General features: G+C 71.1%; 26 protein-coding genes. 15 read left to right on the top strand and 11 right to left on the bottom strand.

Features of this window, described 5'->3' with window-relative positions; genetic code table 11:
* Nucleotides 1-65: 65 nt before the first annotated feature.
* From Ari01nite_RS33760 to uxaC, 6 genes are all read right to left on the bottom strand, one after another.
* Nucleotides 66-512 (bottom strand): VOC family protein, encoded by a 447-nt coding sequence (locus tag Ari01nite_RS33760; RefSeq protein ID WP_239163258.1) that lies wholly within the window; start codon nt 510-512, stop codon nt 66-68.
* Nucleotides 509-838: a hypothetical protein gene (locus Ari01nite_RS33755; protein ID WP_203786293.1), complete on the bottom strand. Its 330-nt coding sequence runs from the start codon at nt 836-838 to the stop codon at nt 509-511. Before Ari01nite_RS33755 ends, Ari01nite_RS33760 begins: the two co-directional genes overlap by 4 nt.
* A 94-nt stretch (nt 839-932) precedes the next feature.
* Complete coding sequence (locus Ari01nite_RS33750) at nt 933-2069, bottom strand: Gfo/Idh/MocA family protein (RefSeq protein ID WP_203786292.1); 1137 nt, start codon at nt 2067-2069, stop codon at nt 933-935.
* Entirely contained in the window at nt 2066-3535 is a 1470-nt protein-coding gene (locus tag Ari01nite_RS33745) for a mannitol dehydrogenase family protein (protein WP_203786388.1), read from the bottom strand. The genes Ari01nite_RS33750 and Ari01nite_RS33745 overlap by 4 nt, the downstream gene beginning before the upstream one ends.
* The gene (locus Ari01nite_RS33740; protein ID WP_203786291.1) at nt 3526-4812 is read right to left on the bottom strand and encodes an enolase C-terminal domain-like protein; all 1287 of its coding nucleotides are present in this window, start codon (nt 4810-4812) and stop codon (nt 3526-3528) included. The genes Ari01nite_RS33745 and Ari01nite_RS33740 overlap by 10 nt, the downstream gene beginning before the upstream one ends.
* A gap of 6 nt (nt 4813-4818) precedes the next feature.
* Entirely contained in the window at nt 4819-6234 is a 1416-nt protein-coding gene (gene uxaC, locus Ari01nite_RS33735) for a glucuronate isomerase (protein ID WP_203786290.1), read from the bottom strand.
* A gap of 271 nt (nt 6235-6505) precedes the next feature.
* On the opposite strand from uxaC, the gene Ari01nite_RS33730 reads away from it, so the two are divergent.
* The 9 genes from Ari01nite_RS33730 (at nt 6506) to Ari01nite_RS33690 (ending at nt 15501) form a co-directional block, all read left to right on the top strand.
* Nucleotides 6506-7540 (top strand): LacI family DNA-binding transcriptional regulator, encoded by a 1035-nt coding sequence (locus Ari01nite_RS33730; RefSeq protein WP_203786289.1) that lies wholly within the window; start codon nt 6506-6508, stop codon nt 7538-7540.
* An 18-nt stretch (nt 7541-7558) separates the two neighbouring features.
* Entirely contained in the window at nt 7559-8872 is a 1314-nt protein-coding gene (locus Ari01nite_RS33725; protein ID WP_203786288.1) for an ABC transporter substrate-binding protein, read from the top strand.
* A 27-nt stretch (nt 8873-8899) separates the two neighbouring features.
* Complete coding sequence (locus Ari01nite_RS33720) at nt 8900-9868, top strand: carbohydrate ABC transporter permease (RefSeq protein WP_239163257.1); 969 nt, start codon at nt 8900-8902, stop codon at nt 9866-9868.
* The gene (locus Ari01nite_RS33715) at nt 9868-10698 is read left to right on the top strand and encodes a carbohydrate ABC transporter permease (RefSeq protein WP_203786287.1); all 831 of its coding nucleotides are present in this window, start codon (nt 9868-9870) and stop codon (nt 10696-10698) included. The genes Ari01nite_RS33720 and Ari01nite_RS33715 overlap by 1 nt, the downstream gene beginning before the upstream one ends.
* Before the next feature lie 3 nt (nt 10699-10701).
* Entirely contained in the window at nt 10702-11292 is a 591-nt protein-coding gene (locus tag Ari01nite_RS33710; RefSeq protein WP_203786286.1) for a hypothetical protein, read from the top strand.
* Between the two features lie 60 nt (nt 11293-11352).
* Entirely contained in the window at nt 11353-12591 is a 1239-nt protein-coding gene (locus Ari01nite_RS33705) for an FAD-binding protein (RefSeq protein WP_203786285.1), read from the top strand.
* Between the two features lie 147 nt (nt 12592-12738).
* Nucleotides 12739-13899 carry a hypothetical protein gene (locus Ari01nite_RS33700; RefSeq protein ID WP_239163256.1) on the top strand — a complete coding sequence of 387 codons (1161 nt, stop codon included), beginning with the start codon at nt 12739-12741 and terminating at the stop codon, nt 13897-13899.
* A gap of 118 nt (nt 13900-14017) precedes the next feature.
* Nucleotides 14018-14950, top strand: coding sequence for an AAA family ATPase (locus Ari01nite_RS51045; protein ID WP_275410899.1), 933 nt, complete (start codon nt 14018-14020; stop codon nt 14948-14950).
* 44 nt (nt 14951-14994) lie between these two features.
* Nucleotides 14995-15501, top strand: a complete 507-nt coding sequence (locus tag Ari01nite_RS33690; RefSeq protein WP_203786283.1) for a GNAT family N-acetyltransferase — start codon at nt 14995-14997, stop codon at nt 15499-15501.
* Here the strand turns inward: Ari01nite_RS33690 and Ari01nite_RS33685 are convergent.
* Entirely contained in the window at nt 15484-16656 is a 1173-nt protein-coding gene (locus Ari01nite_RS33685; protein WP_203786282.1) for a PucR family transcriptional regulator, read from the bottom strand. The genes Ari01nite_RS33690 and Ari01nite_RS33685 overlap by 18 nt on opposite strands.
* Before the next feature lie 143 nt (nt 16657-16799).
* Here Ari01nite_RS33685 and Ari01nite_RS33680 point away from each other — a divergent pair, with 143 nt between their 5' ends.
* Entirely contained in the window at nt 16800-18089 is a 1290-nt protein-coding gene (locus tag Ari01nite_RS33680) for a beta-propeller fold lactonase family protein (RefSeq protein WP_239163255.1), read from the top strand.
* A gap of 2 nt (nt 18090-18091) precedes the next feature.
* Here Ari01nite_RS33680 and Ari01nite_RS33675 read toward each other — a convergent pair whose 3' ends face one another.
* Nucleotides 18092-19057: an RICIN domain-containing protein gene (locus tag Ari01nite_RS33675; protein ID WP_203786281.1), complete on the bottom strand. Its 966-nt coding sequence runs from the start codon at nt 19055-19057 to the stop codon at nt 18092-18094.
* Nucleotides 19058-19140: 83 nt separating this feature from the next.
* Complete coding sequence (locus Ari01nite_RS33670) at nt 19141-20130, bottom strand: isopenicillin N synthase family dioxygenase (protein WP_438872265.1); 990 nt, start codon at nt 20128-20130, stop codon at nt 19141-19143.
* A 102-nt stretch (nt 20131-20232) separates the two neighbouring features.
* On the opposite strand from Ari01nite_RS33670, the gene Ari01nite_RS33665 reads away from it, so the two are divergent.
* The 3 genes from Ari01nite_RS33665 to Ari01nite_RS33655 all read left to right on the top strand — a co-directional run bounded on the left by Ari01nite_RS33665 (nt 20233) and on the right by Ari01nite_RS33655 (nt 22603).
* Nucleotides 20233-21243, top strand: coding sequence for a M14 family zinc carboxypeptidase (locus Ari01nite_RS33665; RefSeq protein WP_203786279.1), 1011 nt, complete (start codon nt 20233-20235; stop codon nt 21241-21243).
* Between the two features lie 20 nt (nt 21244-21263).
* Nucleotides 21264-21449 (top strand): hypothetical protein, encoded by a 186-nt coding sequence (locus Ari01nite_RS33660; protein WP_203786278.1) that lies wholly within the window; start codon nt 21264-21266, stop codon nt 21447-21449.
* A gap of 560 nt (nt 21450-22009) precedes the next feature.
* Entirely contained in the window at nt 22010-22603 is a 594-nt protein-coding gene (locus Ari01nite_RS33655) for a lytic polysaccharide monooxygenase auxiliary activity family 9 protein (protein WP_239163254.1), read from the top strand.
* 52 nt (nt 22604-22655) lie between these two features.
* On the opposite strand, the gene Ari01nite_RS33650 is transcribed toward Ari01nite_RS33655, so the two are convergent.
* Nucleotides 22656-23030 (bottom strand): YciI family protein, encoded by a 375-nt coding sequence (locus Ari01nite_RS33650; RefSeq protein WP_203786276.1) that lies wholly within the window; start codon nt 23028-23030, stop codon nt 22656-22658.
* 205 nt (nt 23031-23235) lie between these two features.
* On the opposite strand from Ari01nite_RS33650, the gene Ari01nite_RS33645 reads away from it, so the two are divergent.
* Both Ari01nite_RS33645 and Ari01nite_RS33640 read left to right on the top strand, forming a co-directional pair.
* The gene (locus tag Ari01nite_RS33645; RefSeq protein WP_203786275.1) at nt 23236-23874 is read left to right on the top strand and encodes a hypothetical protein; all 639 of its coding nucleotides are present in this window, start codon (nt 23236-23238) and stop codon (nt 23872-23874) included.
* Nucleotides 23871-25016, top strand: coding sequence for a PrsW family intramembrane metalloprotease (locus Ari01nite_RS33640; protein WP_203786274.1), 1146 nt, complete (start codon nt 23871-23873; stop codon nt 25014-25016). Before Ari01nite_RS33645 ends, Ari01nite_RS33640 begins: the two co-directional genes overlap by 4 nt.
* 59 nt (nt 25017-25075) lie before the next feature.
* Here Ari01nite_RS33640 and Ari01nite_RS33635 read toward each other — a convergent pair whose 3' ends face one another.
* The gene (locus Ari01nite_RS33635; RefSeq protein WP_203786273.1) at nt 25076-26551 is read right to left on the bottom strand and encodes a GGDEF domain-containing protein; all 1476 of its coding nucleotides are present in this window, start codon (nt 26549-26551) and stop codon (nt 25076-25078) included.
* Nucleotides 26552-26567 lie beyond the last annotated feature (16 nt).

Raw genomic sequence — 26567 nt, 5'->3', positions numbered from 1 at the left:
GGTCATACTCGGCGCCGGGCGGGGCGTGCGCCGTGCCGGGATCGGGGCGGCGGGTGCTGATTCGGTCAGATCACGCAGAATTCGTTGCCCTCGGGATCTTGCAGGACCAGCCAGAAGCCCTCGGGACCGTCGACCATCCGGGCCACGGTCGCGCCCGCGTCGACCAGGCGGGCGGTTGTCGACTCCAGGCGCGATCGGCGTTCGTCGCCGGCCAGGCCCTCGGCTGCCTTCACGTCCAGGTGCAGGCGGTTCTTGGTGGGCGGGTGGGGTTCGGGGACCTGGTTGAAGAAGATCGTGGGGCGGCTGCCGGCCTTGTCGACGAGGGTGCGGGCCAGGTTGCGCTGGTCTTCGGGCACTTTGTTGGCGTCGGCCCAGGATTCCCAGGTGTCGAAGCCGTCCGGCGGCGGCGCGGGAAAGTCGTAGCCGGGCAGCGCGAGCATCCAGAATTTCGCCATCCGGTCGGGGTCGGCGCAGTCGAAGACCACGTGCAGGCCGGGGACGTCGGCGGTCACGCGAGGGCCTGGCCGGCGATCAGGAACAGCAGCAGGGCGAACAGGGCTGCCGCGAGGCCGATCAGGGCGGCCTGGGCGCCGAGCGCGGCCGTGCTGCGGGCGGTGCGGGCGCCCATGCCGATCCAGATGGTGCCGATGAGCAGGCAGGCCGGGGTGAGCACCATCCACCAGCGCATGTTGCTCCGGAACGCGTCGATCACCGCGCCGATCAGGCCGGCGTCGCCCAGGCCGCCCTGGGCGGCCAGCTGGAGCGCGGTGAGGCCGACCGCCAGGCCAAGGGCGGTCCACACGACGGCCAGGGTGAATGCGCCGAACCGGCTCACCATGGCGGGGAGACTACTCCGTTATGACGATCTTCAATGTCCGGGTGTCCGGAAAGCAGCCGGCCGGCCGGGCGCGACGGCGCCCGGCCGACCGGACCTACGTCACCGGCAGGCGCTGGATGATCGGGTTGACCGCCCACGGCACGCCCATCTCGGACGGCAGGGCCAGCGTCTCGGTGGCCTTGCGCAGCACCTCGTTGATGCCCGGAATGACGCGCTGCGGGCCGTCCACCATGACCCACTCGCTGCCCAGCAGGTGCGGCGCGGGCACGTCGGGCACGGTCAGCGCCTCCAGCACGGCGGTGAAGTCGGCCGTGTCCGGCAGCGGCACCAGCAGCGGGGTGCCGTTCGCGCGGTGGTCCAGCAGGTTGGTCAGGAGATCGGTGCGGCCGGGTACGTCCCGCAGGCCGGCGTCGCCGGGCAGGGCGATCCGGTCCTTCGGGTATTCCAGCAGCGACCGGCCGCCGGGGCCGCGTGCGCCGATCTCGCCGGGGATGAAGTCTTCCCCGGCCAGGGTCACCGCGATCAGCACCGCCAGGCCGCTCTCGAAGGTGACCCGGGCGAACGCGGTGTCCTCGACCTCGATGTCGCGCACCCGATAGCGCTCGACGGCGAGTTGCCGCGGCTTGCCGGAACCGGCCGCGCGGGCGGTGGCCAGGGCCTGCATCACCGCGTGGGCGATCGGGTTGACCAGCACGCCGTCGATGACCGCGCGCCCGCCGACGGTGCGCTTGCCGGCCCACGGCGCCCGCGCGTAGTAGACGTCGTCGCGCTTCCACGACGCGGTGGCGGTGACGCCGTCCAGCGGGCCCAGGCCGGCCAGCGAGTCGCGGAACTGCTGCCAGGCGGCCGACCCGAGGGCCTGGAAGCCGACCTGGCAGGCCCGGCCGCTGGAGGCCAGGGTGGCGGCCAGCGTGCCGTGTGCCGCGAGCGACGCCACCGGCGGCTTCTCCAGCAGCAGGTCACAGCCGGCCGCGATGGCGTCCAGCGCGATCGGCAGGTGGGTGTGCGGCGGGGTGCAGATCACGACCACGTCGGGCCTGGTCTGGGCGAGCAGCTCACGGTGGTCGGTGAAAAGCGGGACATTTGCCGGTACGGGTGGGTCCGGGTCGACCGGCTGCAGGTCGGCGAGACCCACCAGCCGCACCCGGCCGGCCCCGGTCAGCTCCGCGATCCGCCGGCGGTGCCACCGGCCGTGCCCGTTCGCCCCGATCAGCGCCACCGTGGCCGTCATGCCGCTCCCGCCAGAGTCGTTTCCGCGCCGTGCTTGTCCAATTCGGTCAGCCATTCCACCAGCAGTACCCGGATCACGTCGTCTCCCGCCAGTTCCGGAGCGAACACCGCGTCGATGCCGAGCAGCGCGTCGACCACGCCGGCCGGGGTGTCCGGCGCGGACGCCAGCCGGGCCCGGATGGTCTCGGCCAGCGGGTCGTTGAGCGGCAGCGGCCGGCCCGCGTCGGTGCTGCCCTGCACGAACCGCATCCAGGCGGCCACCACCAGCGCACCCCAGCGCGGGGTGGCGCCGGCCCGCCGCCGGTCCAGGATGGTGTCCAGCACCCGCTGCGGCAGCTTCTGCGAGCCGTCCATCGCCACCTGCACGGTGGTGTGGCCCAGTGCCGGGTTGGCGAAGCGTTCCAGCACCTGCTCGCCGTACTCGACGGTGGTGATGCCGTCCGGCGGCACCAGGCTCGGCGCCACGTCCTCGGCGATGAACTTGCGCAGCACGGTGCCCAGGCCGGGCAGCGTGAGCGCCTCGGCGATGGTGTCCTTGCCGGCCAGGGCGCCGAGGTAGGCGGTGGCCGAGTGCACCCCGTTCAGCGAGCGCAGCTTGATCCGCTCCCACGGCCGCGGGTCGCCGGTCAGCACCGCGCCGGCCCGGTCCCAGGCCGGGCGGCCGGCCGGGAAGTCGTCCTCGATCACCCATTGGGTGTACGGCTCGGCGCTGACCGCGGCCTCGTCCCGGGCACCGAGTTCGGCAGCCGCCACCGCCAGCGTCTCGGCGGTGCTGGCCGGCACGATCCGGTCCACCATGGTGCCGGGGAAGGTCACGTTCTCGCTGACCCAGCCGGACATCGAGGTGAGGTCCGCGAGGTGCTCGACCAGGCTGCGCAACCGGTGCCCGTTGGCCGGCAGGTTGTCGCAGCTGACCAGCGCGATCGGACCGGCGCCGGCCCGGCGGCGGGCGATCAGGCCGCGGATCAGCAGGCCCGGCACGGTCTGCGGGGGCCGGTCGGTGCCGAGGTCGGCGCGTAGCGCGTCGTCCAGCAGGACGCGGCCGGTGGCCGGGTCCATGCAGTAGGCCTTTTCGGTCACGGTGAGCGTGACGATCCGGATCGCCGGGTCGGCCAGCAGCTGGACCACCGCCTCCGGGTCGCCGGCCGCGTGCCGCAGCCCGGCGAACGAGCCGATCACCCGGATGCTGCGGCCGGCCGGTGCCAGCGTGGTGACGCTGAACAGCCGGTCCTGGGCCCGCAGCGCGTCGACGACCGAGGTGGACCGGGGCGCGACCGCCACGATGCCCCAGTCGCCGCCGGCCGCCGCCATCGCGTCCTCGGTGAAGACGGCCTGGTGCGCGCGGTGGAACGCGCCGACACCGAGGTGCACGATGCCGGCGCCGGCCTCGCCCGGTGCGATCCGCGGACGCGCGTCCGCGGGCACCCGGGCGAGGCTCTGGAGGTCGAGGAGGTCGGTCACTGCCAGGCCGGCCCCTCCGGGAAGCGGAACTCGGCGATCGACTCGGGCTTCAGGTCGGAGCTGTAACCGGGCTGCTCCGGCACCAGGTAGCGGCCGTCGCGGGTGCGCACCGGGTCGGTGAAGTGCTCGTGCAGGTGGTCCACGTACTCCACCATCCGGCCCTCCAGCGACGTGCCCACCCGCAGGTAGTCGAAGATCGCCAGGTGCTGGACCAGCTCGCACAGGCCGACACCGCCGGAGTGCGGGCAGACCGGCACCCCGAACTTCGCGGCCATCAGCAGCTCGGCCAGCACCTCGGGCACGCCGGCCACCCGGCACGCGTCGATCTGCATGACCCGGATCGCGCCGGCCTGGAGCAGCTGCTTGAAGATCACCCGGTTGGCGGCGACCTCGCCGGTCGCGACCCGGACCGGGGAAACGGCCTGCTGGATGCGCGCGTGACCGAGCACGTCGTCCGGGTGGGTGGGCTCCTCGATCCAGTACGGGTCGGACTCGGCGAGCCGGGCCATGTTGGCGATCGCCTCGTCGACGTCCCAGATCTGGTTGGCGTCCATCATCAGCAGCGCGTCCGGGCCGATCTCCTCGCGGATGATCCGGGCGCGGCGCACGTCGTCCTCGATCGGGCCGCCGACCTTCATCTTCATGGCGCGCCAGCCCTCGGCGTACGCCTGCCTGGTCAGTGCCCGGACCTTGTCGTCGGGGTAACCGAGCCAGCCGACGCTGGTGGTGTACGACGGGAAGCCCTCGCTGCGCAGCTGGGCGAGCCGGTCCTCGAGACCGACCCGGCCCTTGTCCAGGATGGCCGCCGCCTCCTCGGGCGTGATGGCGTCCCGGATGTGCCGGAAGTCGACCTGGGCCACGAGTTCCTCGGTCGGCATCTCGGCGAGCAGCTGCCACAGCGGCTTGCCGGCCTCCTTGGCGCGCAGGTCCCAGACCGCGTTGACCAGGGCGCCGGTGGCCATGTGCAGGGCGCCCTTCTCGGGGCCGATCCAGCGCAGCTGCACGTCGGTGGTGACCGAGCGCAGGAAGGTCAGCGGGTCGCCGAACAACTCGTCGAGCGTCCTGCCCTCGATGGCCGGCGCCAGCGCGCGGACCGCGGCACAGGTGATCTCGTTGCCCCGGCCGTTGGTGAAGGTGAATCCGGTGCCGGTGTGCGGGCCGTCGGTGGCCAGCTCGACGTAGGTGGCCGAGTAGTCACCCTTGTTGATCGAGTCGGAGCCGTCGCCGGCCGCCGCGGTGGGAAAGCGCACGTCGTGCACGCTCACCCCGGTTATGGTCGTCATGCGTAACTATGCCTTCTTGTCCAGGCGGAAGATCCGCTTCGGTAGGTGGTAGGCGAGGTCGGCCAGGGTCTCGGCGGCCTCGTCGAGCGGCAGGCGGTCCTGCGCGACGAGCGAGGCCAGGAACGCCGCGTCGACACGGCGGGCGACGTCGTGCCGGACCGGGATCGAGCAGAACGCCCGGGTGTCGTCGACGAAGCCGGCGGTGTTGTAGAACCCGGCCGTCTCGGTGACCGCCTCGCGGAACCGGCGCATGGTGTCGGGCGCGTCCAGGAACCACCAGGGTGCGCCGAGGAACAGCGCCGGGTAACCGCCGGCCAGCGGGGCCAGCTCGCGGCTCGCGGTGTATTCGTCCAGGGTGTACACCACGACGCGCAGCCGCGGGTCCATGCCGTACGCGTCGAGCAGCGGGCGCAGCGCCTGCACGTAGTCGGTGGCCTGCGGGATGTCGCCGCCGACGTCGCGGCCGTGCGCGGCGAACAGCTGCTTGTTGTGGTCGCGCACGGCGCCCGGGTGCAGCTGCATGACCAGGCCGTCGTCGAGCGACATGCGGGCGAACTCGAGCAGCATGTGGGCCCGGAAGGTCTCGGCGTCGGCCGCGTCGGCCTCGCCGCGCAGGCCCTTCTCGAACAGGGCGGCGGCCTCGGCCTCGCTCAGGTTCGCGGTACGCGCGGTCAGGTGGCCGTGGTCCGACGAGGTGGCGCCGGCCTCGATGAAGGCCTCCCGGCGGCGGCGCAGCGAGGCCAGGTAGCCGGCGTACGTGCCGGTGTCCTCGCCGGTCAGGTCGGCGAGCTTGCCGACGTTCTCGGCCCAGGCTTCGTGGTCCATGTCGACCACGTGGTCCGGGCGGAACGTGGTGATCACCCGGCCGCCCGGGCCGCCCCAGCCGTCGGCGGCCAGCTTGGCGTGCTTGCCGAGGTCGTCGATCGGGGACTCGGTGGTGGCCAGTACCTCGATGCCGAACTTCTCGAACAGGGCGCGCGGCCGGAAGCCAGGCTCGGCCAGTTTGGCGGCGATCGCGTCGTAGACGTCGTCGGCGGTCGCGCTGGTCAGCCGGGTCTCGACGCCGAAGACGGTGGCGAAGGTGCGCTCCAGCCAGAATCGCGACGGGGTGCCGCGGAACAGGTGCCAGTTGTCGGCGAGCAGCCGCCAGATGACCCGGCCGTCGGTCTCCACCGGCCCGCCGTCGCGCCGGGGGACACCCAGCCGGGCGGGCGGAATGCCCTGGCTGAGCAGCATCCGGGTGACGTAGTGGTCGGGCACGATGATCAGCCGCGCGGGGTCGGGGAACGGCTGGTCGTCGGCGAGCAGGCCGGGGTCGACATGGCCGTGCGGCGAGATCAGCGGCAGGTCGCGGACGCCCGCGTAGAGCTCGCGGGCGATCGCCGCCTGGCGCGGGTCGAGAGCGAAGATCGGGTCGGACACTGGTCCACCTCGGGTTAAGTCATGGTGAGCGGGCCGGGGAGCCCGTAAGCGGGGTCGGGCGGTACAAAGGTTTGCAGCGAAGTTAGGCGGATCGATGCAGAGTCGTCAATCGGCGGGGGTGTATCTGTCCGTATTTACCCGAGTAAGAGCGTGTTCTGAGTGGAGCTTTGCAATCTTCGCGCAACACAATCCCATTGACATCGGTGCAACCGCTTGCATTAAATGTCTCCGTCAGTGACCACCGCCACACGTCTAAAGAGGAGGCCGGAGCGTGTCCGTCACCATTCGCGACGTCGCTCGGGCGTCCGGCGTGCACATCTCGACGGTGTCACGCACGTTCTCGGCGCCCCATTTGGTCAACCCCAACACCCGCAGCCGCGTGCTGGCCTGCGCCGAGCAGCTCGGTTACCGGCCCAACCGGGCCGCTCGCGCGCTGATCACCGGCCGCACGTACAACATCGGCCTGATCGTGGCGGACATCGCCAACCCCTTCTTCCCGCCCCTGATCAAGGCCGCCGAGAGCCAGGCCCGCAAGCACGACCACCACATCTTCGTCGCCGACACCAACGAGGACCCGGCCGTCGAGGAAGAGGTCGTGCGGGCGCTGGCCAAGCAGGTCGACGGTGTCCTACTGTGCAGCCCGCGGATGAGTAACGCGCTGATCGAGCAACTCAGCCGCGAGGTGCCGTTGGTCGTCGTCAACCGGCAGATCACCGGCATCCCGGCCGTCGTGATGGACGTGGCCCAGGGCGCCCGGCTGGCGGTCGAGCACCTGACCGCCCGGGGCCACCGCACCATCGCGCTGGTCAGCGGTCCGCGAGGATCGTGGACCAGCCGGGAGATCCGCCGTTCCGCGACCGCAACGGCCCGCGCCGGGCAGGCCGAACTGGTCGTCATCGGTCCCAACCCGCCCACCGAGGTGGGCGGTCTCACCATCGCCGAGGACGTGTTGCGAGCCGGCGCCACCGCCGTGCTCGCCTACAACGACCTGATGGCCATCGGCCTCATCGAGGGGCTGCTGGCCGCCGGCGCCCGGGTGCCGCAGGACGTGAGCGTCGTCGGCATCGACGACATCATGCTCAGCCGGCTCACCCGCCCCAAGCTGACCACGGTGGCGACTCCCACCGCCGCCGCCGGTCGGGCGGCCGTCGACATGCTGCTTGCACATGGCGACGACCGTCGTTCCACCGCACATCTACATCTACAGACCGAACTGGTCATTCGCGACTCGACGGGGCCGGGCCCGGGTCCGCACAGCCCTGCGGACCCGGGCACCGTGACCATCCCCGGCGGCGTCGCCTCCTAAAAAGGGAGCCAACCTGCAATGGATTCCAACTCCAGGACGACCGGTCACCCGACCCGCCGTCGCCTGCTAGCCGCCGCGCTGGCCGTGCCGCTCCTGCTCGGCGCCGCGGCCTGCGGCGACGACGAGGGTGGCAGCGGCAACAGCGACAAGGTCGAGCTGTCCATCTTCTGGTGGGGTGCGGACGCGCGTGCCGAGCTCACCGAGAAGGCGCTCGCCCTCTACACCCAGAAGCACCCGAACGTGACGTTCAAGAAGACCTGGCAGGCCAACCAGGGCTACTACGACAAGCTCGCCACGCTCACCGCCGGCGGCAACGCGCCGGACATCTTCCAGATCGACGACAACGCCCTGGCGGAGTACGCGCAGCGCAACGTCACGCTCGACCTGACGCCGTACACCTCCGACGGCAAGCTCGACGTCACCAAGTTCCCGGAGAGCCTGCGCAAGTACGGCGAGGTCGACGGCAAGCTGGTCGGCGTCGCGATGGGCGAGAACACCCAGGGCCTGGTCTACGACAAGACCCTGCTCGACAAGAACAAGCTGCCGGCGCCGACGACCGGCATGAGCTGGGACGACTTCGTCGCCTGGGCGGCCAACGTCTCCAAGGTCGCCAAGCTGCCCGGCACCCAGGACGCCAGCGCCGTCTACCAGGCCCTCTGGGTCTACCTGCGGCAGGCCGGCAAAGACCTGTACAAGGGCAACCAGATCGCCTTCGACGAGGCGGACATGACCAAGTGGTTCCAGCTGTGGGCGGGGGCCCGGGCCAAGGGCGCCACCCCGACGCCGGACGTGATCCACGAGGGCAACGACTCCGGTGTGGCCAAGCAGCTGGTGGTGACCGGCAAGGCGGGCACCTCCTGGGTCTGGACCAACCAGATGCCCGAGCTGAAGAAGAACACCAAGAGCGAGCTCGGCCTGGTGGCCTACCCCGGTGACACCAGCGCCCAGTGGGCTCGTGCCTCGCTCTACTTCTCGGTCTTCCGCGGCACCAAGAACAAGGACACCGCGGTCGACGTGGTCAACTTCCTGGCCAACGACCCGGAGGCCGGCATGATCCTCGGCACCGACCGGGGCCTGCCGCCCAACACCGACGTCCGTGCGCAGGTCGAGGCGGCGGTCACCGACCCGAACATGAAGCAGACCATCAAGGTGCAGAACGAGCTGGGCAAGTTGTTCGGCCCGACCGCACCGAGCGTGCCGCCGAAGGGCCACAGCAAGGTCAAGACCGAGCTGATCCGGGTGGCCGAGGAAGTTCTCTACGGTCGCGCCACTCCCGAGGCGGGCGCCGCGGCGTTCGTCACTGCTGCCAAGGCAGCCATCGGGCAGAGCTAAAGGAACTCCCTCGTGACAATGGCTCAGATGCCGGTTCGTCCGACCGAGCCCGCGCCTCCCGGTCCCGCCGCTCATCGGCGGGGCCGGGAGGTCCGTCGGCGCCGCCGGGAGGACCTGGCCGGCTACATCTTCCTCTCACCCTGGTTGCTGGGTCTGATGGGTGTCACCGCGATACCCATGCTGATCTCGCTGTACCTCAGCTTCACCGACTACAGCCCGCTGATCGACGTCATGGACTCGCAGTGGGTGGGTCTGGACAACTACGAGCGGATGTTCACCGCTGACCCGTCGTACTGGCACGCGGTCCGGGTCACCGCCACGTTCGCGCTGGTCGCCGTGCCGCTCAAGCTGGCGGCCGCACTCGGCGTCGCACTTCTGCTCAACAAGGCCCTGCGCGGCATCTCGCTGTTCCGCGGCCTGTTCTACCTGCCGTCGCTGCTCGGCGGCAGCGTGGCGCTGGCCATCGTGTGGCGCAGCATGTTCAACCGTGAGGGCGCGTTCAACTCGTTCCTCGCTCTGTTCGGCATCGAGGGCCAGCCATGGGTGAACGACCCGACATGGGCGCTGCCCACCCTCATGCTGCTCGCCATCTGGCAGTTCGGCGCGCCGATGGTCATCTTCCTGGCCGGCCTCAAGCAGGTTCCCAGTGAGCTGTACGAGGCGGCGGCGGTGGACGGGGCCGGTGCCTGGCGGCGGTTCGCGAACATCACGCTGCCGATGCTGTCGCCGGTCATCTTCTTCAACCTGGTGCTCGAGACCATCCACGGCTTCCAGGGCTTCACGTCCGCGTTCGTGCTGAGCAACGGCACCGGCGGCCCGGTCGACACCACCCTGATGTACACGCTGCACCTGTACAACGCGGGCTTCGTCGAGCTGAACATGGGCTACGCGTCCGCGATGGCCTGGGTCTTCCTCGTGGTGATCGGCCTGATCACCGTGCTGCTGTTCAGCACCGGTCGATTCTGGGTGCACTACTCCGACTCCGAGGGCAAGTGATGCGGTCCAAACTGCGCCTGCTGGCGCTCATCCTGATCCTGGCGGCGGTGCTCTACCCGCTGTTCTGGATGGTCGGTACGGCGTTCAAATCGCCCGAGGAGATCGTCCGCAACATCGGACTGTTCCCGGAGGAGTTCACGCCGAGCAACTTCCCCGACGGCTGGAACAAGTTCGACGTCGCGTTCGGCCGCTTCTTCATCAACAGCGCGCTGGTATCGGTCGTGACCGTCATCGGCAACACGCTGTCCTGCCTGCTGGCCGCGTACGCCCTCGGGCGGTTGCGGTTCCGGCTGCGGGGCATGTGGTTCGCCATCATGATCGGCACGCTGCTCCTGCCCGGGCACGTCCTGATCATCCCGCAGTACATCCTGTTCCGGACCCTCGGCTGGGTCGGCGGGGACTTCCCGTACCTACCGCTCCTGGTGCCACACTTCCTGGCCACCGAGGCGTTCTTCGTGTTCCTCATGGTCCAGTTCATGCGCGGCATCCCCCGCGAGCTGGACGAGGCCGCGGTGATCGACGGCGCGTCGGCGTACAAGGTCTTCCGGCATGTCATCCTGCCGCTGAGCCGGCCGGCGCTGGTCACCACCGCGATCTTCTCGTTCATCTGGACCTGGAACGACTTCTTCCGGCAGCTGGTCTATCTGTCGGAGCTGAAGGACTACACCGCCCCGGTGGCGCTGACCCTGTTCATCGACTCGACGAGTGAGGCCTCGGTCGGACCGATGTTCGCGATGTCGCTGCTCTCGCTGGTGCCGGTGTTCCTGTTCTTCGTCGCCTTCCAGCGCCTGCTGGTCGAGGGCATCAACACCAGCGGACTGAAGGGCTAGGCGATGCCGCACGACTGGCGGGACTCCCTGCGCCTCGCGGCCGATCTGGCCCTGCTCGGGATGCTGGTGACGGTGCTGTCGCTGCCGCTGCTCACGGCCGGCGCTGCCGTCGGCGTGGGCAGCCACGCGATCCATCACCTGATCACCGAGGGCCGCTGGCCGACGCTGGCCGAGTGCTGGCAGGCGTTCCGCGTCCGCCTGGTGCCCGGCCTGTGGGCCGGTCCGGTCGTCGCGGTGGGATTCGGCCTGGTCGTGCTGGATGTCGCGGCCCTGCGCCGCGGCGTGGTGCCCGGCGGCGCGGCCGCCGTGACCGTGGTTCTGATCGCCGCGGCCGTGGCGGCCGGGTACGCCGCCCTGGTGGCGGTGCAGGCCGGCATCACCGGCCGCGGCGCGGCCCGGGCCGCCTGGTCGCTCGCGCTGGCCCGCCCGGTGACGGTGCTGGCCGGCGCCGGCATCGTGGTGTTCGCGGCGCTGCTGGCCGGGTTCGTGCACCCGGTGCTGGTCGCGGTGCTGGCCGGTTACGTGCTCTTCGCCCTGCATGTGGTGACCGCGCGTCTCGGCGGCTTACCGGAGCGGGCCAGGCCGGCGGCCTGACGACGACGGATCCGCCGCCGGCACCCGGTGCCGGCGGCGCGTTCGTCATAGGCTGAGGCCATGAGCGAGCGCGTGACCAACTGGGCCGGCAACATCGTCTTCGGCGCCCGGCGGTTGCACCGCCCGCGCCGTGTCGAGGAGGTCCGCGACCTGGTCAAGGCCGGCGGCCCGCTGCGCGTGCTGGGCAGCGGGCACTCGTTCAACCGGATGTCCGACACCGACGGCGACCTGGTCACCCTGGCCGACCTGCCGCGGGTGGTCGAGATCGCGCCGGACCGGCGCTCGGTGCGGGTCGACGGCGGCATCCGCTACGGCGAGCTCGCCCCGATTCTCGCCGACGCGGGCCTCGCCCTGCAGAACAGCGCGTCGCTGCCGCACATCTCGGTGGCCGGCGCGGTCGCCACCGCCACGCACGGCTCCGGTGTGGGCAACGCCAACCTGGCCGCCGCGGTCGCCGGCCTCGAGTTCATCGACGGCCGGGGCGAAATGGTCACCCTGACCCGTGACGACGACGACCTGTTCGGCGCGGTGGTGGGCCTGGGCGCGCCCGGCATCGTCACGGCGCTCACCCTTGACGTGGTGCCCGGCTTCGAGCTGCGGCAGTACGTGTTCGACCGGGTGCCCCGGATCGCGGTCGAGGCGCACCTGCACGCGATGCTCGCCGACGGCTACAGCGTCAGCCTGTTCACCGACTGGACCAGCCTGGACATCAACCACGCGTGGCTCAAGCGCACCGAGCCGATGACGGGGGAGTGGTACGGCGGGCACCGCGCCGACGGCCCGCGCCACCCGGTGCCCGGCATGCCGGCCGAGAACAGCACCGACCAGTCCGGCGAGCTCGGGCCGTGGCACACCCGGCTGCCGCACTTCCGGATGGAGTTCACCCCGAGCAGCGGCGCCGAACTGCAGTCCGAATACCACGTGGCCGGCGCGGACGGCCTGGCGGCGATCGACGCGGTGGCCTCGATCCGCGAGCGGGTGGCGCCGGTGCTCCAGGTCTGCGAGGTCCGCGCGATCGCGGCCGACGAACTGTGGCTGAGCCCGAACTACCACCGCGACTCGGTGGCCCTGCACTTCACCTGGATCGCCGACACCGACGCGGTGCTGCCGGTGGTGGCGGAGCTGGAGCGGGTGCTGGCGCCGCTGCGTCCGCGGCCGCACTGGGGCAAGATCTTCGTCACCGGGCCGGACGTGCTGCGAACGGAATATGCCCGTTTTGAGAATTTCCAAGATCTGGTACGTCGCTATGACCCGGCCGGGACCTTCCGGAACCCGTGGCTGGACCAGATCCTGGGATAGAACCCCTCTGAGCTGGGATTTCAAAAATTTTTAGGAACTTTTGATCCGCTCATGGGAGCGCTCCCGTATGGATGGCCGAGGCACATTTGGCTCCCCATCGGGAAGGCGCAGGTTCCAATGTACAGATCTCGCTTCAACAAGTCCCGCATGAATGGGCGCCGCTGGCAGATCGGTGCGGTCGTGGGGGTCGCAGTCGTCATCGTCGGCGCCGGCCTGGGCGTTGCCGCGGCGGCCGAGGATGCCGTCCCGACGGTCAACTGCCCGAACGTCGCCATCCCGGTGGCCGTACCGGCCCAGCAGGCCGCGGACGTGCAGCGCAACCTCGAGCTGCTGAACACCCAGATTGCCGAGGCGAACAACCGGCTGCGCACGTCGGTGGGCCAGGGCGGCCCGAACTTCATCCAGAACGCGATCCTCGGCCCGCTGGCCGACAAGCGAGCCGCGACCATCAACCGGATGGAGACGGCGATCGGCCGCAACGCCGCGAAGCCGAACCTCAACGCGGAAGGCCTGTCGGCCTGCACGCTGAACGAGGGCGGCGGCGCGTCGCGGCAGCAGGACACCCAGCTTCCGGGCAACGGCGCGGGCGGGGGCGACAACGCGGGCGGCGACAACGCGGGTGGCGGCGACGCCGCGGCCGGCGTCCCGACCGTGAACTGCCCGAACGTGGCCGTCCCGGTGGCCGTTCCGGCCCAGGCGCAGGCCGAGGTGCAGCGCAACCTGGAGCTGCTGAACACCCAGATCGCCGAGGCCAACAACCGGATCGCCAACTCGGTGGGCCAGGGCGGCCCGGCCTTCATCCAGAACGCGATCCTCGGCCCGCTGGCCAGCAAGCGCTTCGCCGCGATCAACCGGATCGAGACGGCGATCGGCCGCAACGCCGCGAAGCCGGACCTGAACGCCGAGGAGCTGCAGACCTGCTCGCTCAACGAGAACGGCGGCGCGTCGGCCGAGCAGGACACCGAGGTCGGTGGCGGCGCAGCCGGTGACAACGCCGGTGGCGGCGAGGCCGTGGCGGCGCAGACCGTGAACTGCCCGGCGGTCAACGTCCCGGTGGCGGTGCCGGCCCAGGCTCAGGCCGAGGTCGACCGCAACCTGGCGCTGCTGCAGACCCAGATCAACGAGGCGAACAACCGGATCGCCAACTCGGTCGGCCAGGGCGGCCCGGCCTTCGTCCAGAACGCGATCCTCGGCCCGCTGGCCGACAAGCGCTTCTCGACGATCAACCGGATCGAGACGGCGATCGGCCGCAACGCCGCGAAGCCGGACCTGAACGCCGAGGGCCTGTCAACATGCTCGCTCAACTGATGAACCCCTGACGGATCTTCGGGTGCCCCTTGGCGTCGACTCCAACCTTCCGGGGCACCCGAAGATCTCAGAGAAAGGCGCGCGGCACGCGCGCCTTTTTCGTCGTACGTTGACCATCATGCGACTCGGCCGGCTGCTGCTCCTGATCCTGCTCGTGGCGGCCGGTTCTGCCGTGGCGGCGCTGCTGCTGGCGCCGCCGTCGCGCACCCCGGTGGCCTACACCGCCTTCCTCGGCCAGGTCCAGATTGACAACATGGCCGAGGTCAGCGCGTCCGGCGACACCATCCAGGGCCGGTTCAAGCAGGCGGTCGACGGGGTCTCCCGGTTCACCACCGAGCGGCCGCCGTTCGCCGACGACAACATCTTCGCGATGCTCCAGTCGAACGGCGTCCCGGTGAACGCGAGCCCGGTCGAGCACCCGGCGCCGTGGTGGCTGCTCGGCCTGATCCCGGCCGTGCCGGCCCTCGCCCTGATCATCTGGCTGTCCCGGCGCCGGCCGACCTTCGCCGACGTGGGCGGCGTCGACCTTTCGCCCCTGGCGGACGTCGTCGACTATCTGCGATCGCCGCGCCGATACCGGCGGCTCGGAGCGATGATCCCGTACGGGATATTGGTCGTCGGCCCGCCCGGCACCGGCCGGACGCTGCTGGCGCACGCGCTGGCCGGCGAGGCCCGGGTGCCCCTGCTGCGGCGCCCCCGCCGATGGCTCGGGCCGGCCGTGGTGCTGCTCGACGATCCCGCCCTCCTGCCGAAGGGACGGCCCGGCAACCAGGTGCTGATGGCCGTCGCGAGTGCGGAACCGGAGGCGGCGGGCCGCTTCGCCCGGCGGATCACGCTGGACCCGCCCGACCTGGCCGCCCGCCGGGAGATCCTGGCGGTGCACACCCGCCGGGTCCCGCTGGCCGCCGACGTCGACCTGGATGCGCTGGCCGCGGCCACCGGCGGCCTGGTGGGTGCCGGCCTCCGCGATCTCGTGAACGAGGCGGCGCTGCGAGCCGCCCGCCGCGGAGCCGGCCGCGTGGCGGCGGCCGACTTCCCGGCTACCGGCTGATATTTCGGTCGCGTTCCGGGGCGGTGCCGGGCAGTGTCGGCGTGGTGCTGACGGTCAGGCGATTCAGGGACGACGACGCGCCAGTGCTCTGGGCGCTGAACGCCCTGCCGAACGTGGGCCACACCGCCGATCCGACGGTGCCGCTGCCCCTACCGCCCGCCGCTGCCCCGCCGTCGGACTTCACCGACCTGGCCGACATCGGCGGAACCTTCCTGGCCGCCGGCGGCGAGTTCCTGGTTGCCGAGGTGGACGGTCATCTCGCCGGCATGGGCGGATTCTGGCCCACCGCCGACGGCCGGGCCGAGGTGCTGCGGGTCCGGGTGCACCCGGCGACCCGCCGCCGCGGGGTGGGCCGCGCGCTGATGACCGAGCTGGAACGGCGGGCCGCCGAGGCGGGCCTGCGCGCCCTGCATCTGGACACGGCGGACAACCAGCCGGAGGCCATGGCTTTCTATACCGGCCTCGGCTACGCGGAGGTCGGCCGCGAGACCCAGCCCGGCTGGTCGTGGACGCTGGTCTACTACGTCAAGCCGCTACGTCGACGCCGCTGAGTCGGCCGGGTGCCGGGACCACGCGTGCAGCGCCCACCACCAGCGCACCGTCTCGAGGACCGGCAGGCCCTCGCCGCCGGTGCCGAAACCGGTGAGGTCCTGGAGGCGGCGCAGGCGGTAGCGGACCGTGTTGGGGTGCAGGTGCAGCGCGGCGGCCGTGCGGTCCAGCCGCTGGCCGTGATCCAGGAAGGCCAGTGCGGTGGCGACCAGTTCGCGGTGGAAGTCGTCGCCGGGCTGCAGCGCCGACAGCAGGCCGTCGCTCAGGAACGACGCCAGCAGCGGCTGGCCGGCCAGGGCCGTCTCGCCGGCCAGGTCGACGACGTCGCACAGGCCGGTGGACTCGGACACGCGGGCCGCCTGCAGGGCCGTGCGGCACAGCCGGTAGGCGGCCCGGGCCTGGTCGAGTGAGACCGGCGGGGTGGTCACCACCAGCACCGCCGGGTCCAGTGCCCGGCCGGCCGGCAGCCGCGGGGACAGGCCGCTGAGCCGGCCGCCGACCGGGGCCAGCACGCCGCCGCAGTGCGCGAACGCCTGCTCCAGCGCGCGGACCCGGTTCGGGTCGGACACGTCCGAGATCACGCAGTGGTACGCGGTGTCGACGTGCAGGCCGAAGCGGGGCGGGTCCTCGTCGGGGCCGGGCGGGCCGTCGTCGTCGAGCAGCAGGCGTCGTAGCACCCGGATGCGGGCCGTCCGGTCGTCGCGGTTGAGCGCCTGCTCGGCCTGCCGGTAGCCGTCGATCACGTGGCGTTCCAGCTCGGTGCCGTAGCGGTCCAGCTTCAACAGGGCCTGGAGCAGTTCGTCGTACGGGATCCCGGCCTCGCGCCCGCGGTTGATGGCGATCTCCAGCAGGCGGCTGCGGCCGCCGTGCACCCCGGCCATCAGGCCGGCCACCGGAACGCCCAGCGCCGCCCGCTCGGCGCCGAACCGGCGGGCCTCGCTGAAGTCCAGATCGGACGCGAGGTCACCCTCGGCGCTGGCCCGGGCGAACGCGGTGAAGCCGGCGTCCAGCAGCGCCGCCACGTGCCGCCGGCTCTCCGCCCACGGCAGGCGCGCCACCTCGGGGAACTGCTCGCGCGCCGAGGCGACCACATCGTCGACGAGGGCGTCGTCCTTCGCGAGATCGGCCACCAGGGCCGCGACCGATCCGGTCAGCATGACCGGGCCCGTTGTCGGTCAGAGACAAGGAGACGCTGAGGCATTGAGAGCCGCCCTCTATCGACATCGGTCGTTGGCTTGTTCCCATTGTGTTACCGCACGGTAACAGTCGTGTCCGTCGAGCGGTATACAAACTTCGATACGTGGAGCTGGCCATGCCCGTACGCCAAATAGTCGCAGCCACCCTCGGTGCCGTGCTGGCCGCCGTGCCCCTCGCCGGCGTGCCGGCGGCCGCGGCGCCCGCCCTGCAGCCCGCACTTCAGCCCGCACTTCAGCCCGCACTTCAGCCCGCACTTCAGGAGGTCATGTTCGTCGGGAACAACTGGGAGGGCACGGTCGACGTGATCCGCGCCCGCGGCGACTTCGGCCGCATCGGGCGGATCAACGTGGTTCCGGACCGGACCCAGCGCCTTCTCGAGATCTATCTGAACCCGATCCGGCTGGCCTTCTATCTCGGCATCCAGCAGGGCCCCGGCGAGGGCCACGACCAACTCGTCGACGACATGTACACCACGCCGGACGGCACCGCGCTGGTCGCGTCCCGGCCCAGCTTCGCCGACGTGGTGTCGGTCGACCTGGCCACCGGTGACATCCGCTGGCGCTTCCCGGTGTCCGGGTTCCGGTCCGACCACATGGCGGTCTCGCCGGACGGGCGCACCGTGGCGGTGTCGGCGTCCACCTCCAACACCGTGCACGTGCTCGACATCGTGACCGGGAGACAGCTGGGCTCGTTCCAGGCCGGCGACAAGCCGCACGAGAACATCTACACCCGGGACGGCCGGCGGCTCTGGAACATGTCGATCGGTGAGGTGAACACCGCGCTGGACGACCCGTCGCAGGACTGGTCCAAGGGCGACCGGCGGATCACCATCGCGGACACCTCGACGTTCCAGGTGTCCAAGGTGATCGACATGCGGACCCGGCTGGACGCGTTCGGCCGCTCGGATCTGTCCGACGCGGTCCGGCCCGCCATCCTGACGCCGGACGAGTCCCGGCTCTACTTCCAGGTGTCGTTCTTCGCCGGCCTGGTCGAGTACGACGTGGCGGCCGACCGGATCACCCGGGTCAAGGAACTGCCGCTCAACCCGGCGACCAGCCCCGACCGGACGACCTGGGTGAACGACTCGCGGCACCACGGCCTGTCGATCAGCCCGGACGGCTCGAAGCTCTGCGTGGCGGGCACCATGGACGACTACGCCACCGTGGTCGACCGGGCCACCCTGGCGCAGGGTCCGCTGGTCACCGCGAGCAAGCCGTACTGGGCCACGGTCAGCGGCGACGGCCTGTCCTGCGTGATCTCGGAGTCGGGCGCCGACCGGGTGTCCGCGATCAGCTTCGCCACCGGGCAGCGCATCGCCTCGGTGCCGGTCGGCGACCATCCCCAGCGGGTCCGCGTCGGTCAGGTCCCGACCGGCTGGACCGCCCCGGTTTAAGATCAAAGGCCCATGTCCGTACGCATCGCGGCCACGATCTTCGCGTTGAACACGTAGTCGTCCGCGGACGTCGCCTCGCTGGCCTGGTTCAGCCCGTACGGCCAGAAGTGCTGGGTGTCCGCGCTCAGCACGGCCGCCGAGTCGCCGGTGAGCGACCGCAGCTGGGCCAGCGCGGTGGCGCCGGTCCAGCGCCCGCCGGAGATCAGCGCGGACCAGCGGCTGTACGTGCCGACGCCGAGGGTGTGCGCGATCTCGTGCTGGGCGGTGGCCTGGCTCATGTACCCGCGGTTCGACCCGAACCGGATACTCCCGTTGTAGTTGCCGTCCGCGGTCGGCACGCCCGGGTCGTACGTGATGTAGAGGGCCTTGGTGGTGCCGATGTAGCAGTTGTACTCGGCGACGGCGAGGTTCATGGCCGCGGTGATCCGGTTGTACGCGTCGGTCTGGTCCGCCGTCGGGTTGGCTGCCCGCGCCAGCGTGTAGGTGATGTTGCCGGCGGTCGGGCAGCCCGGCACGCCGACGGTGCTGTTCCACCGCTGGTTGGACCCGCCGTTGCAGGAGTACACGCCGATCGCGGTGCCGTTGGCGGTGCCGGCGCTGATCGCGTCCAGGCAGAGCCCGGCGGACGAGGTGATCGTGCCGCCGCTGGTGACGGTCCACTGCTGGCTCGCCGCACCGGTGCAGTCGCTGATCACCGCGGCGCTGCCCGACACGTCCAGGCACTTGCTGTTGTAGACCTTGAGCTGCCGGCCGGAGGTGTAGTTCCAGTTCTGGTTGGTGCCGCCGTTGCAGTCGTACAGCTTCACCTGGGTGCCGTTGGCGGTGTTGGCGGCCGGCACGTCGACACACCGGCCGGAGGCGGCACCCCGGATGAGGCCGTACGCGGCACTGGCCGGCGACGCGACGAACAGGGATGCGGCCACGACGGCGAGCGCGAGCACGGCAGCGCGAATCGCACGCTGGGGCATGGGGACTCCTCGGGGGATGAGGGAGCCGGGGGAGCGGCACTACGCACCGGACCGTACGCATCCGCTCTCATCGATGCAATGCGTCAGCCGTCCGCAGGTAGTCGCACTGCCTGGCGCAGTTGCGGGAAGACGTGGGACACCTTGTTGATCAGGTACGCGCCGTACGTACCGCTGAATGCTTGAAGGTCTTGACCGTCCCAGCGCGAGCCACGGTCGGCGTCGCCGGATGCGCGACGGGGCAGAGGCGGGACCTCGGCGGTGAAGTCCGGGTCGAAGAAGAACGGGAAGGACAGCCGGTCCCGGCCGCTGAGGTTGCGGACCCGGTGCGGGGTGGACCGGTACCAGCCACCGGTGAGCCGGTCGAGCATGTCGCCGATGTTGCAGACGAACGCGTCCGGGATCGGGGGCGCGTCGATCCAGCCGCCGGCGGTGCGCACCTGAAGGCCGCCGTTGTCGTCCTGGGCCAGCAGCGTCAAGAGGCCGTAGTCGGTGTGCTCGCCGACGCCCCAGTCATCGTCGTCCGGCGGCGACGGCGGGTAGTGGAAGATCCGGAACAGCACGGTCGGGTCGGCCGTGTAACCGTGGGCGAAATAGTCGGCGTCGAGGTCGAGGCTGACCGCGACACCCCGCAGCACGGCCTGGGCGGTCGCGGTGAGGGCGTCGAGGTAGTCGAGCACCACCGTCCGCAGCTCGGGCACCTGGGCGGGGAAGAGGTTACGGCCGTGCAGCGGCAGGCCGGCGCGCACCCGGGGATCGTCCTCGCCGAGTTCCGCGCCGAAGTAGAGGCCCTCCTTGCGGTCCGGCCGGCCCGAGGTCAGTTCGGCGCCGAGCGGGAAGTATCCGCGCCAGGCCGCACCGCCGTGCCGCATGGCGATGTCCATCTTGCCGGCGACGGGCAGCGCGAAGAACCGGCGGCTCAGGGTGTCGAGCCGGTCGAGCAGCGCGGCCGGCACGCCGTGTCCGACGACGTAGAAGAAGCCGCTGTCCCGGCAGGCGCGCTCGATGTCCCGGGCGACCTCGGGAACCGGCGGGCCGGCCCGGCCGAGCAGCGCGGACACGTCGACGATCGGCAGCGTGCTGATGGCGGCACCTCCCTTCCTCGTGTGCCTGCCCTCAGGTGGCCAGCCTATTAGACTGTCCGTGACATTGACGTCACTCGATCAGGGGGTCGGCACGTGAGATGGAAGATGGTCGCCAGCAGTGCACTTCTCGTCGCCGGCCTCATCGCGGTGCCGGCTCCCGCCCAGGCGGCACCGCCGGACATCTCGGCGCGGCCCAGCCCGGAGGAGGTGGCCAAGGCCCTCGGCCGGATCGCGAAAGCCAGTGACGGCCGGGTGCGGCTCGGCGTGGTCGGGCGCAGCAACGAGGGGCGGCCGCTGCGGCTGGCCACCCTCGGGCACGGCAGGACCCGGCTGCTCCTGGTGACCCAGCAGCACGGCGACGAGCCGCTGGGCACCCCGGCCGCGGTGCGGGCGCTGTGGACCCTCGGGGTGCCGGACACGCCCTGGCACCGGTGGCTGCGCAGCCGGGTGACGGTCGACGTCGTGGTGCAGGCCAACCCGGACGGTGCGGTGCGCAACCAGCGCTACAACCACGACCCGAGCGCCACCGGCGAATACGCCCAGCCGGGCGTCGGCTACGACATCAACCGGTTCCACAACCCGCTCACGCCGATCGAGGACAACCCGGTGCCGGAGTCGCGTGCGGTGCTGCGCCACTGGCACGCCACCCATCCCCGGGTCGTGATCGACTACCACATGCAGGGCCGGTACGTGCAACCCGACGGCGAGGAGACAACCGCGTCGATCCTCTGGCCGACCAGCCCGCTGGCGCCGGGTGCGGCGGTCACCGAGTCGCGGCGGCTGGCGGTGCACAACTACGACGCGATGACCCGGACGGCGCGGGCGAACGTGACCCGCTATCCGGGCGGCGACTACGAGGGGATCGCGCGGAACGCGTACGGGATCCTCGGCAGTGCCTCGCTGCTGGTGGAACTCTCCGACCTGCCGGCCGGGCAGACCGAGTTCCAGATCCGGACGGCGTACGTGTCGATGCTCGCGACCGCGCAGGGCGCCGCGGACGGGTCGCTGTGGCAGGCCGATCCGGCGCGGGCCGACGACATCCCGGCGCGTGGTTCCCCGCTCCCGGGCGCGCTGTCCACGCTGTTCCGGGCGGACGCGGCCTGACCAGGACGGGGGACCGTCAAGTGGTCAGGTGGCCGGTCTCGTTCAGGGAGATGATCTGGCGGCTGTGGCGGCGGTCGTCCTCGCGCAGCGTGGCGCAGGATGCGGTGCAGCGCCGCGTACGCCCGCACGGCCAGGTCCCACCTCGTCTCGGCGCCGGGCACGCCGTCGGCGTGGCGCAACCGCTCGCCGGTGGCCGGTGGCGGTAGGAAGCGCTCGTCCAGCCACGCCTGCGGCCGGCCCTCCGCCTCGCCGTTGCCCGGCGTGCTTGCGGCCACGGTCGGTGAGGTCGGAGTCGAACCACCCGCCGACCACGCCGTCGACGTGGTGGGTGGCTTCGGGATGGGTGACCACATACAGATTTCGCATCCGGCCAGTGTCCGTTATCGACCAGACGGTCGAGGGCCGGCACCCGGCCGGTTCGCGGTCCTGCCGGACACCGGCGTCGCCCGTTCCTCTGACATCCGGCCCGGCGCTGCGCAAGGTCCACTCGGGGAGGTGGACCCCGCCGGGCCGAGCTCCCGGACGCACGCGGGCGATTGCGTGGTTTGCCCCGGACAAGACCGCCCCCACACTGCCCTACCTGCGCAGATCTAATTGAAATGGCTCATTATTGATATTTCGATCCGTGGCTGCGACACTAGTGGGAGCGCTCCCATTCAAGATTGTCAATGCGCGGAACGGAGGATCTGCAGTGCGTTCACACAAGCCCGATCAATCCCGTAGGGGATCCCGGCCAGCCCTCCGAGCGCTTGTCCTGCTGCTCACCATGATGGCCGGCGCGCTCGCTGTGCCCGGTTCGGCCCAGGCCCACGGCACCATCGTCGGCCCGGCCACCCGGGCCTACCAGTGCTGGAAGACCTGGGGCAGCAACCACACCAGCCCGGCGTTGCAGCAACAAGACCCGATGTGTTACCAGGCCTTCCAGGCCAACGCCGACACGATGTGGAACTGGATGAGCGCGCTGCGGGACGGCCTGGGCGCCAACTTCCAGGGCTCGACCCCCGACGGCACGCTGTGCAGCAACAACCTGGCCCGGAACAACAGCCTGAACACGCCCGGGGACTGGAAGACGACCACGGTCAGCAGCAACTTCCAGATCCACCTGTACGACCAGGCGAGTCACGGTGCTGACTACTTCCGGGTCTACGTGAGCAAGAACGGGTACGACCCCAAGACGCAGCGTCTCGGCTGGGGCAACCTGGACTTCATCACGCAGACCGGCCGGTACGCCCCGGCGACCGACATCACGTTCAACGTGTCGACGTCGGGCTACACCGGACAGCACATCGTCTTCGTCATCTGGCAGGCCTCGCACCTCGACCAGGCCTACATGTGGTGCAGCGACGTGGTGTTCTCCTGATCGGTACCGCTTTCCGGCCCAGGACGCCCCGGCGTCCTGGGCCGGTTCGTGTCTAGCCCTGCCGGCCGGGCGGGCGGAGCATCTCGTCGAGCCCCGGGTCGTCCATGATCTCCCGGACCTCCTGTGCGCAGCGGCAGGCGGCGGCAATTTTGGCCGCCCACGGCAGCGCCTCCTCGCGGGAGGCCAGATCGAGGACGACGAACCCGCCGATGACCTCCTTGGTCTCCGGGTAGGGCCCGTCGGTGACCAGCCCGTCGGTGGCCACGACGCTCGCCTGCTGCCGCTGCAGCCCGCCGCCGAACACGAACACGCCGGCGTCCACGGCCTCCTGGATCACCGCGTGCGCGGCCTTGCCGACGTCCGGCAGGTCGCCGTCGGAGATGTGGTCCATCGCGCCCTCGTTGAACGAGATCAGGTACCGCGTCATTCGGTGAACTCCCTTGTCCCGGCGGCCTCGTCCGGCCGCCTGTACCTGTGCTACGAACGACCCGGCCCGGATCCGACATCCCTGCGGGGAATTTTTCCATGTGACATGGCGTACCGGACCCATGACCATCGGCACTTGCACCCCTGATCGGCCCGGTGCCAGGCTGGGGCCTCATTCACATCGGCGCTGCCGTTGGGGGCCACGGATGTCGACGCAGGCGCAGGAGTCTCCGCCCGACTGGGTGCCGGTCGAGCACCGCTTGTTCGGGCTCGACCGGCGCACGTTCCGGCCCGCGTTGATCGTCCTCACTGTCGCCCTGGTACTGATCTACGGCCTGCCGCTGGTGAGCGCCGCGATCCCGTGGCACAACGCGATCAAGGCGGGCGACGTCCTCGATCTCGGCGGTGGGGCGACGGCCGTGCCGCCGGTGGGCTGGCAGCTCGAGTCCGGCGCGCTGGTCGGTGCGGCCGGCGGCGGGTCGCCGGTCCAACTGGCGACGGGCGGGGCGACGATCGCCATCCAGGTGGCGTCGTTCCCCGGTTCGGCCGATGCGTTCCTCGATCAGGTTCAGCGGGCCGAGGGCGACGACCGTCCGGGCGGGCTGGGCGGCGGGCGCACCACGGCGACCACCGACTCGGGCCTGGTCGGGGTCGCACAGAGCAGCACGTCGACCGGCGGCGACGGGCTGGAGGTGGCGTTCAAGCTGGCCACCGGCAGCGGCCCGGCCGTCGCCGAGGCGCCCGCGCTGCTGGTGGTCGTGCGCACCGCTCCCGGGCAGTTCGAGCGGTTCCAGCAAGCAGTGACGGCACTGGTGCGCAGCATCACGCCGGCGGTGAACCGATGACGGCGGCCAGGCAGGCGCAGCTGGCGGCGATCGAGGAGTCCGGCTGGGGCCAGCCGTTCCGCTTCTTCCAGCCGCACAACCTGGCGTTCTGGGTCTATCTGCTGGGCGTCGGCGGCGGCGCGTTCGGCATGCTGCACTACCTCGGGCCGCGCGCCGCGTTCTACGCGCCGGCCCTGGCCGGCGGCGTGCTGCTGTTCGGTCTGTACCTCATACCGTGGCTGCTTCTGCTGCGCCGGCACAACCGTTACACATCGCAGCCGGCCGGGCTGCTCGCGGCCGGGTTCGTCTGGGGCGGTGTCGCCGCGACTTTCTGGATCGCGTTGCCGGCCAACTCCGCCCTGCTGGAGATCTGGGCCAAGATCGGCGGCACGTCGTTCGCGTCGGACTGGGGCGCCGGCCTGACCGCACCGATCAACGAGGAATGGGGCAAGGCGCTCGGCCTGGTCCTGCTGCTCACCCTGGCGCCCCGGCTGGTCCGCAGCGCCTACGACGGCTTCATCATCGGCGCGTTCATCGGACTCGGTTTCCAGGTCTTCGAGGACATCCTGTACGCGTTCAACGGCGCGGCGGCGGCCTTCGGCGTCGACCAGGTCGGCGCGTCGATCCACATCTTCCTGCTGCGCGGCCTGTTCGGGATCGTGTCGCACGCACTGTTCAGCGCGATCTTCTGTGCCGGGCTGATGTGGGTGCTCAGCCGCGTGCCGGGCGAGCGCCGGGTGGTCCGCGGTGTGCTGGCGATGCTGATGGCCATGGTCTTCCACTTCACCTGGGACGACCTGTCCGGTCTGAGTGGGGGCTCGGCGGCCTACTTCGTGATGATGCTGGTGCTCGTGGTCGTGGAACTGGCCGCCCTTTTCTGGGTGCTGCGGCATGCGGCGAGCCGGGAACGGGTCTGGATCCGCGACCTGCTCGAACCGGAGGAGGAGGCCGGCGTGCTCGATCCGGAACTGCTCACCGCGGTCAGCGGGCTGCGCAAGGACCGCAAGGCGTACCGCAAGCGGCTGCACAGCCGTCGCCGCAGCCGGCACCTGATCGAGGCCGCCAACGATCTCGCGCACGAGATCGCGATCGCCGGCGGCTCCGACAACGGCCGGGTGGCGCACGCCCGAGCCGAGCTGGCCCGGCTGCGTGCGGCGGTGTAGACCGCCGGCAGCGTAGACGCCGCGCGGAAGGGACCCGTTTGCCGCCGGCCCCGTTCGTGTCACCTACTGGCGGTGGCGGCTGCGATGTGGACCGTACCCTTGCCTGCGGCCTTGGCCGAGTACATGGCCGTGTCGGCGCGGCGCAGCAGGTCGTCCAGCGTGCCGGGGCCGGTGGCCAGGCCGATGCTGCCGCCGACCGACACCGTCACACCGCCGAGGAGGGTGAAGGGCTCGGCGAGCGCACCCAGGACGCGGCCGGCCACCTCTTGGGCCGCGACCTCGTCCGCCGACCCGGCGAGGACCAGGGCGAACTCGTCGCCACCCAGCCTGGCCGCCAGGTCGCCGGGCCGGACCGCGCCGGTCAGCCGGCGGGCCACCGCGACCAGCACCTCGTCGCCGGCGGCGTGCCCGAAGCGGTCGTTGACCGGTTTGAAGCCGTCCAGGTCGAGAAGCAGCACCGCTCCGTCGGTGTGCCTGTCGAGCATCTCGATGCCGCGAACGTGGAAGGCGGCCCGGTTGGGCAGGCCGGTCAGCGGGTCGTGGTGCGCCTGGTGAGCCAACTCGGCCTGTTTCTGTTGGAGAGTCTGGGCCAGCCCGCCGACGATGGACAGCGTGAGGAACTGGCGCAACAGCACCAGGCTGAACGTGATCAGCAAGACCCAGACGAGCACCGGGCTGAGCTCACCGGTGTTCGCCTGTTCAAGAGCGGTCGCCACGACGGCGAGGAGAACGGGCACGTACGGCAGGAAGCTCCAGCCGAGCGCTCGCAGCAGCCGGGTATCGGCCGCCGGCGCTGAGCCGCCGGCCATTTCGAGCCGGCTCGAAACCAGGACCAGCCCGGCGCCCAGGACGTAGCCGGCTCCCACACCGCCCGTCCACCAGTCACTGCCGTCGCCGGCGTTGCGCAGAGCCATCAGGGCGGTGGCGGCCAGCACCGTCGACGCGGCGGCGAGCACCCGCGGTGCCTGGCCGGCCCGGGCGCTGACCTCGCGAGACATGGTGACCAAAGCCAACGCCGCGGCCAGTACCTCTGGCGCCGTCAACAGGGCCGCGAACTCGGTTGTCATCACCTGGCTGGCGTTGACGTGGGCCGGGGCGAGCACATACAGCCAGGTCAACGCGAACACCGCGCCGGACACGGTGGCCACGTCGAGGAAGCCGCGGAGCCGTTCGGCGCCGGGCACCGCCGGGGCGTGGAGATGCACCCCCACCGGTAGTAGCAAGGCGGCACCGACCGAGAGAAAGCCGGCAGCGGTGGTGACGGTGGGTAGAGCCACGATTTCGCCGGCCAGGAGGGCGGCGTTGGCCATCGCCCACAAGCCGGTGGCGATGGACCCGACCACCATGGCAGCCCGGACGCGGCCCCCCGTGCGGCGCACCCGGCGGATGAAGTTCGTCGCGCCCACGCCGGCCATTACGGCGATCAGGGCGTCCGACAGGCCGCGCCCGGCGCCCAGCGGCAGCCAGGGCACGAGACCCTGATAGCCGAGGGCCACCGCCGTGACCGTCAGCAACTGCAGCCGTAGTCGTGACACCCCCTATCAACGGCTG

Origin of the sequence: Paractinoplanes rishiriensis, assembly GCF_016862375.1 — a bacterium.
Classification (GTDB): Bacteria; Actinomycetota; Actinomycetes; order Mycobacteriales; family Micromonosporaceae; genus Actinoplanes; species Actinoplanes rishiriensis.
The sequence above is the reverse complement of the archived record's forward strand: the minus strand, read 5'-3'. Positions and strand labels throughout refer to the sequence as shown.

Excerpts from the sequence above, each read along its gene's own strand:
- Ari01nite_RS33755 (WP_203786293.1), bottom strand. The coding sequence starts at position 838 with ATGGTGAGCCGGTTCGGCGCATTCACCCTGGCCGTCGTGTGGACCGCC.
- Ari01nite_RS33750 (WP_203786292.1), bottom strand. The coding sequence starts at position 2,069 with ATGACGGCCACGGTGGCGCTGATCGGGGCGAACGGGCACGGCCGGTGG.
- Ari01nite_RS33740 (WP_203786291.1), bottom strand. The coding sequence starts at position 4,812 with ATGACGACCATAACCGGGGTGAGCGTGCACGACGTGCGCTTTCCCACC.
- Ari01nite_RS33725 (WP_203786288.1), top strand. The coding sequence starts at position 7,559 with ATGGATTCCAACTCCAGGACGACCGGTCACCCGACCCGCCGTCGCCTG.
- Ari01nite_RS33720 (WP_239163257.1), top strand. The coding sequence starts at position 8,900 with ATGCCGGTTCGTCCGACCGAGCCCGCGCCTCCCGGTCCCGCCGCTCAT.
- Ari01nite_RS33715 (WP_203786287.1), top strand. The coding sequence starts at position 9,868 with ATGCGGTCCAAACTGCGCCTGCTGGCGCTCATCCTGATCCTGGCGGCG.
- Ari01nite_RS33710 (WP_203786286.1), top strand. The coding sequence starts at position 10,702 with ATGCCGCACGACTGGCGGGACTCCCTGCGCCTCGCGGCCGATCTGGCC.
- Ari01nite_RS33705 (WP_203786285.1), top strand. The coding sequence starts at position 11,353 with ATGAGCGAGCGCGTGACCAACTGGGCCGGCAACATCGTCTTCGGCGCC.
- Ari01nite_RS33700 (WP_239163256.1), top strand. The coding sequence starts at position 12,739 with ATGAATGGGCGCCGCTGGCAGATCGGTGCGGTCGTGGGGGTCGCAGTC.
- Ari01nite_RS51045 (WP_275410899.1), top strand. The coding sequence starts at position 14,018 with ATGCGACTCGGCCGGCTGCTGCTCCTGATCCTGCTCGTGGCGGCCGGT.
- Ari01nite_RS33685 (WP_203786282.1), bottom strand. The coding sequence starts at position 16,656 with ATGCTGACCGGATCGGTCGCGGCCCTGGTGGCCGATCTCGCGAAGGAC.
- Ari01nite_RS33675 (WP_203786281.1), bottom strand. The coding sequence starts at position 19,057 with ATGCCCCAGCGTGCGATTCGCGCTGCCGTGCTCGCGCTCGCCGTCGTG.
- Ari01nite_RS33655 (WP_239163254.1), top strand. The coding sequence starts at position 22,010 with ATGATGGCCGGCGCGCTCGCTGTGCCCGGTTCGGCCCAGGCCCACGGC.
- Ari01nite_RS33650 (WP_203786276.1), bottom strand. The coding sequence starts at position 23,030 with ATGACGCGGTACCTGATCTCGTTCAACGAGGGCGCGATGGACCACATC.
- Ari01nite_RS33645 (WP_203786275.1), top strand. The coding sequence starts at position 23,236 with ATGTCGACGCAGGCGCAGGAGTCTCCGCCCGACTGGGTGCCGGTCGAG.
- Ari01nite_RS33640 (WP_203786274.1), top strand. The coding sequence starts at position 23,871 with ATGACGGCGGCCAGGCAGGCGCAGCTGGCGGCGATCGAGGAGTCCGGC.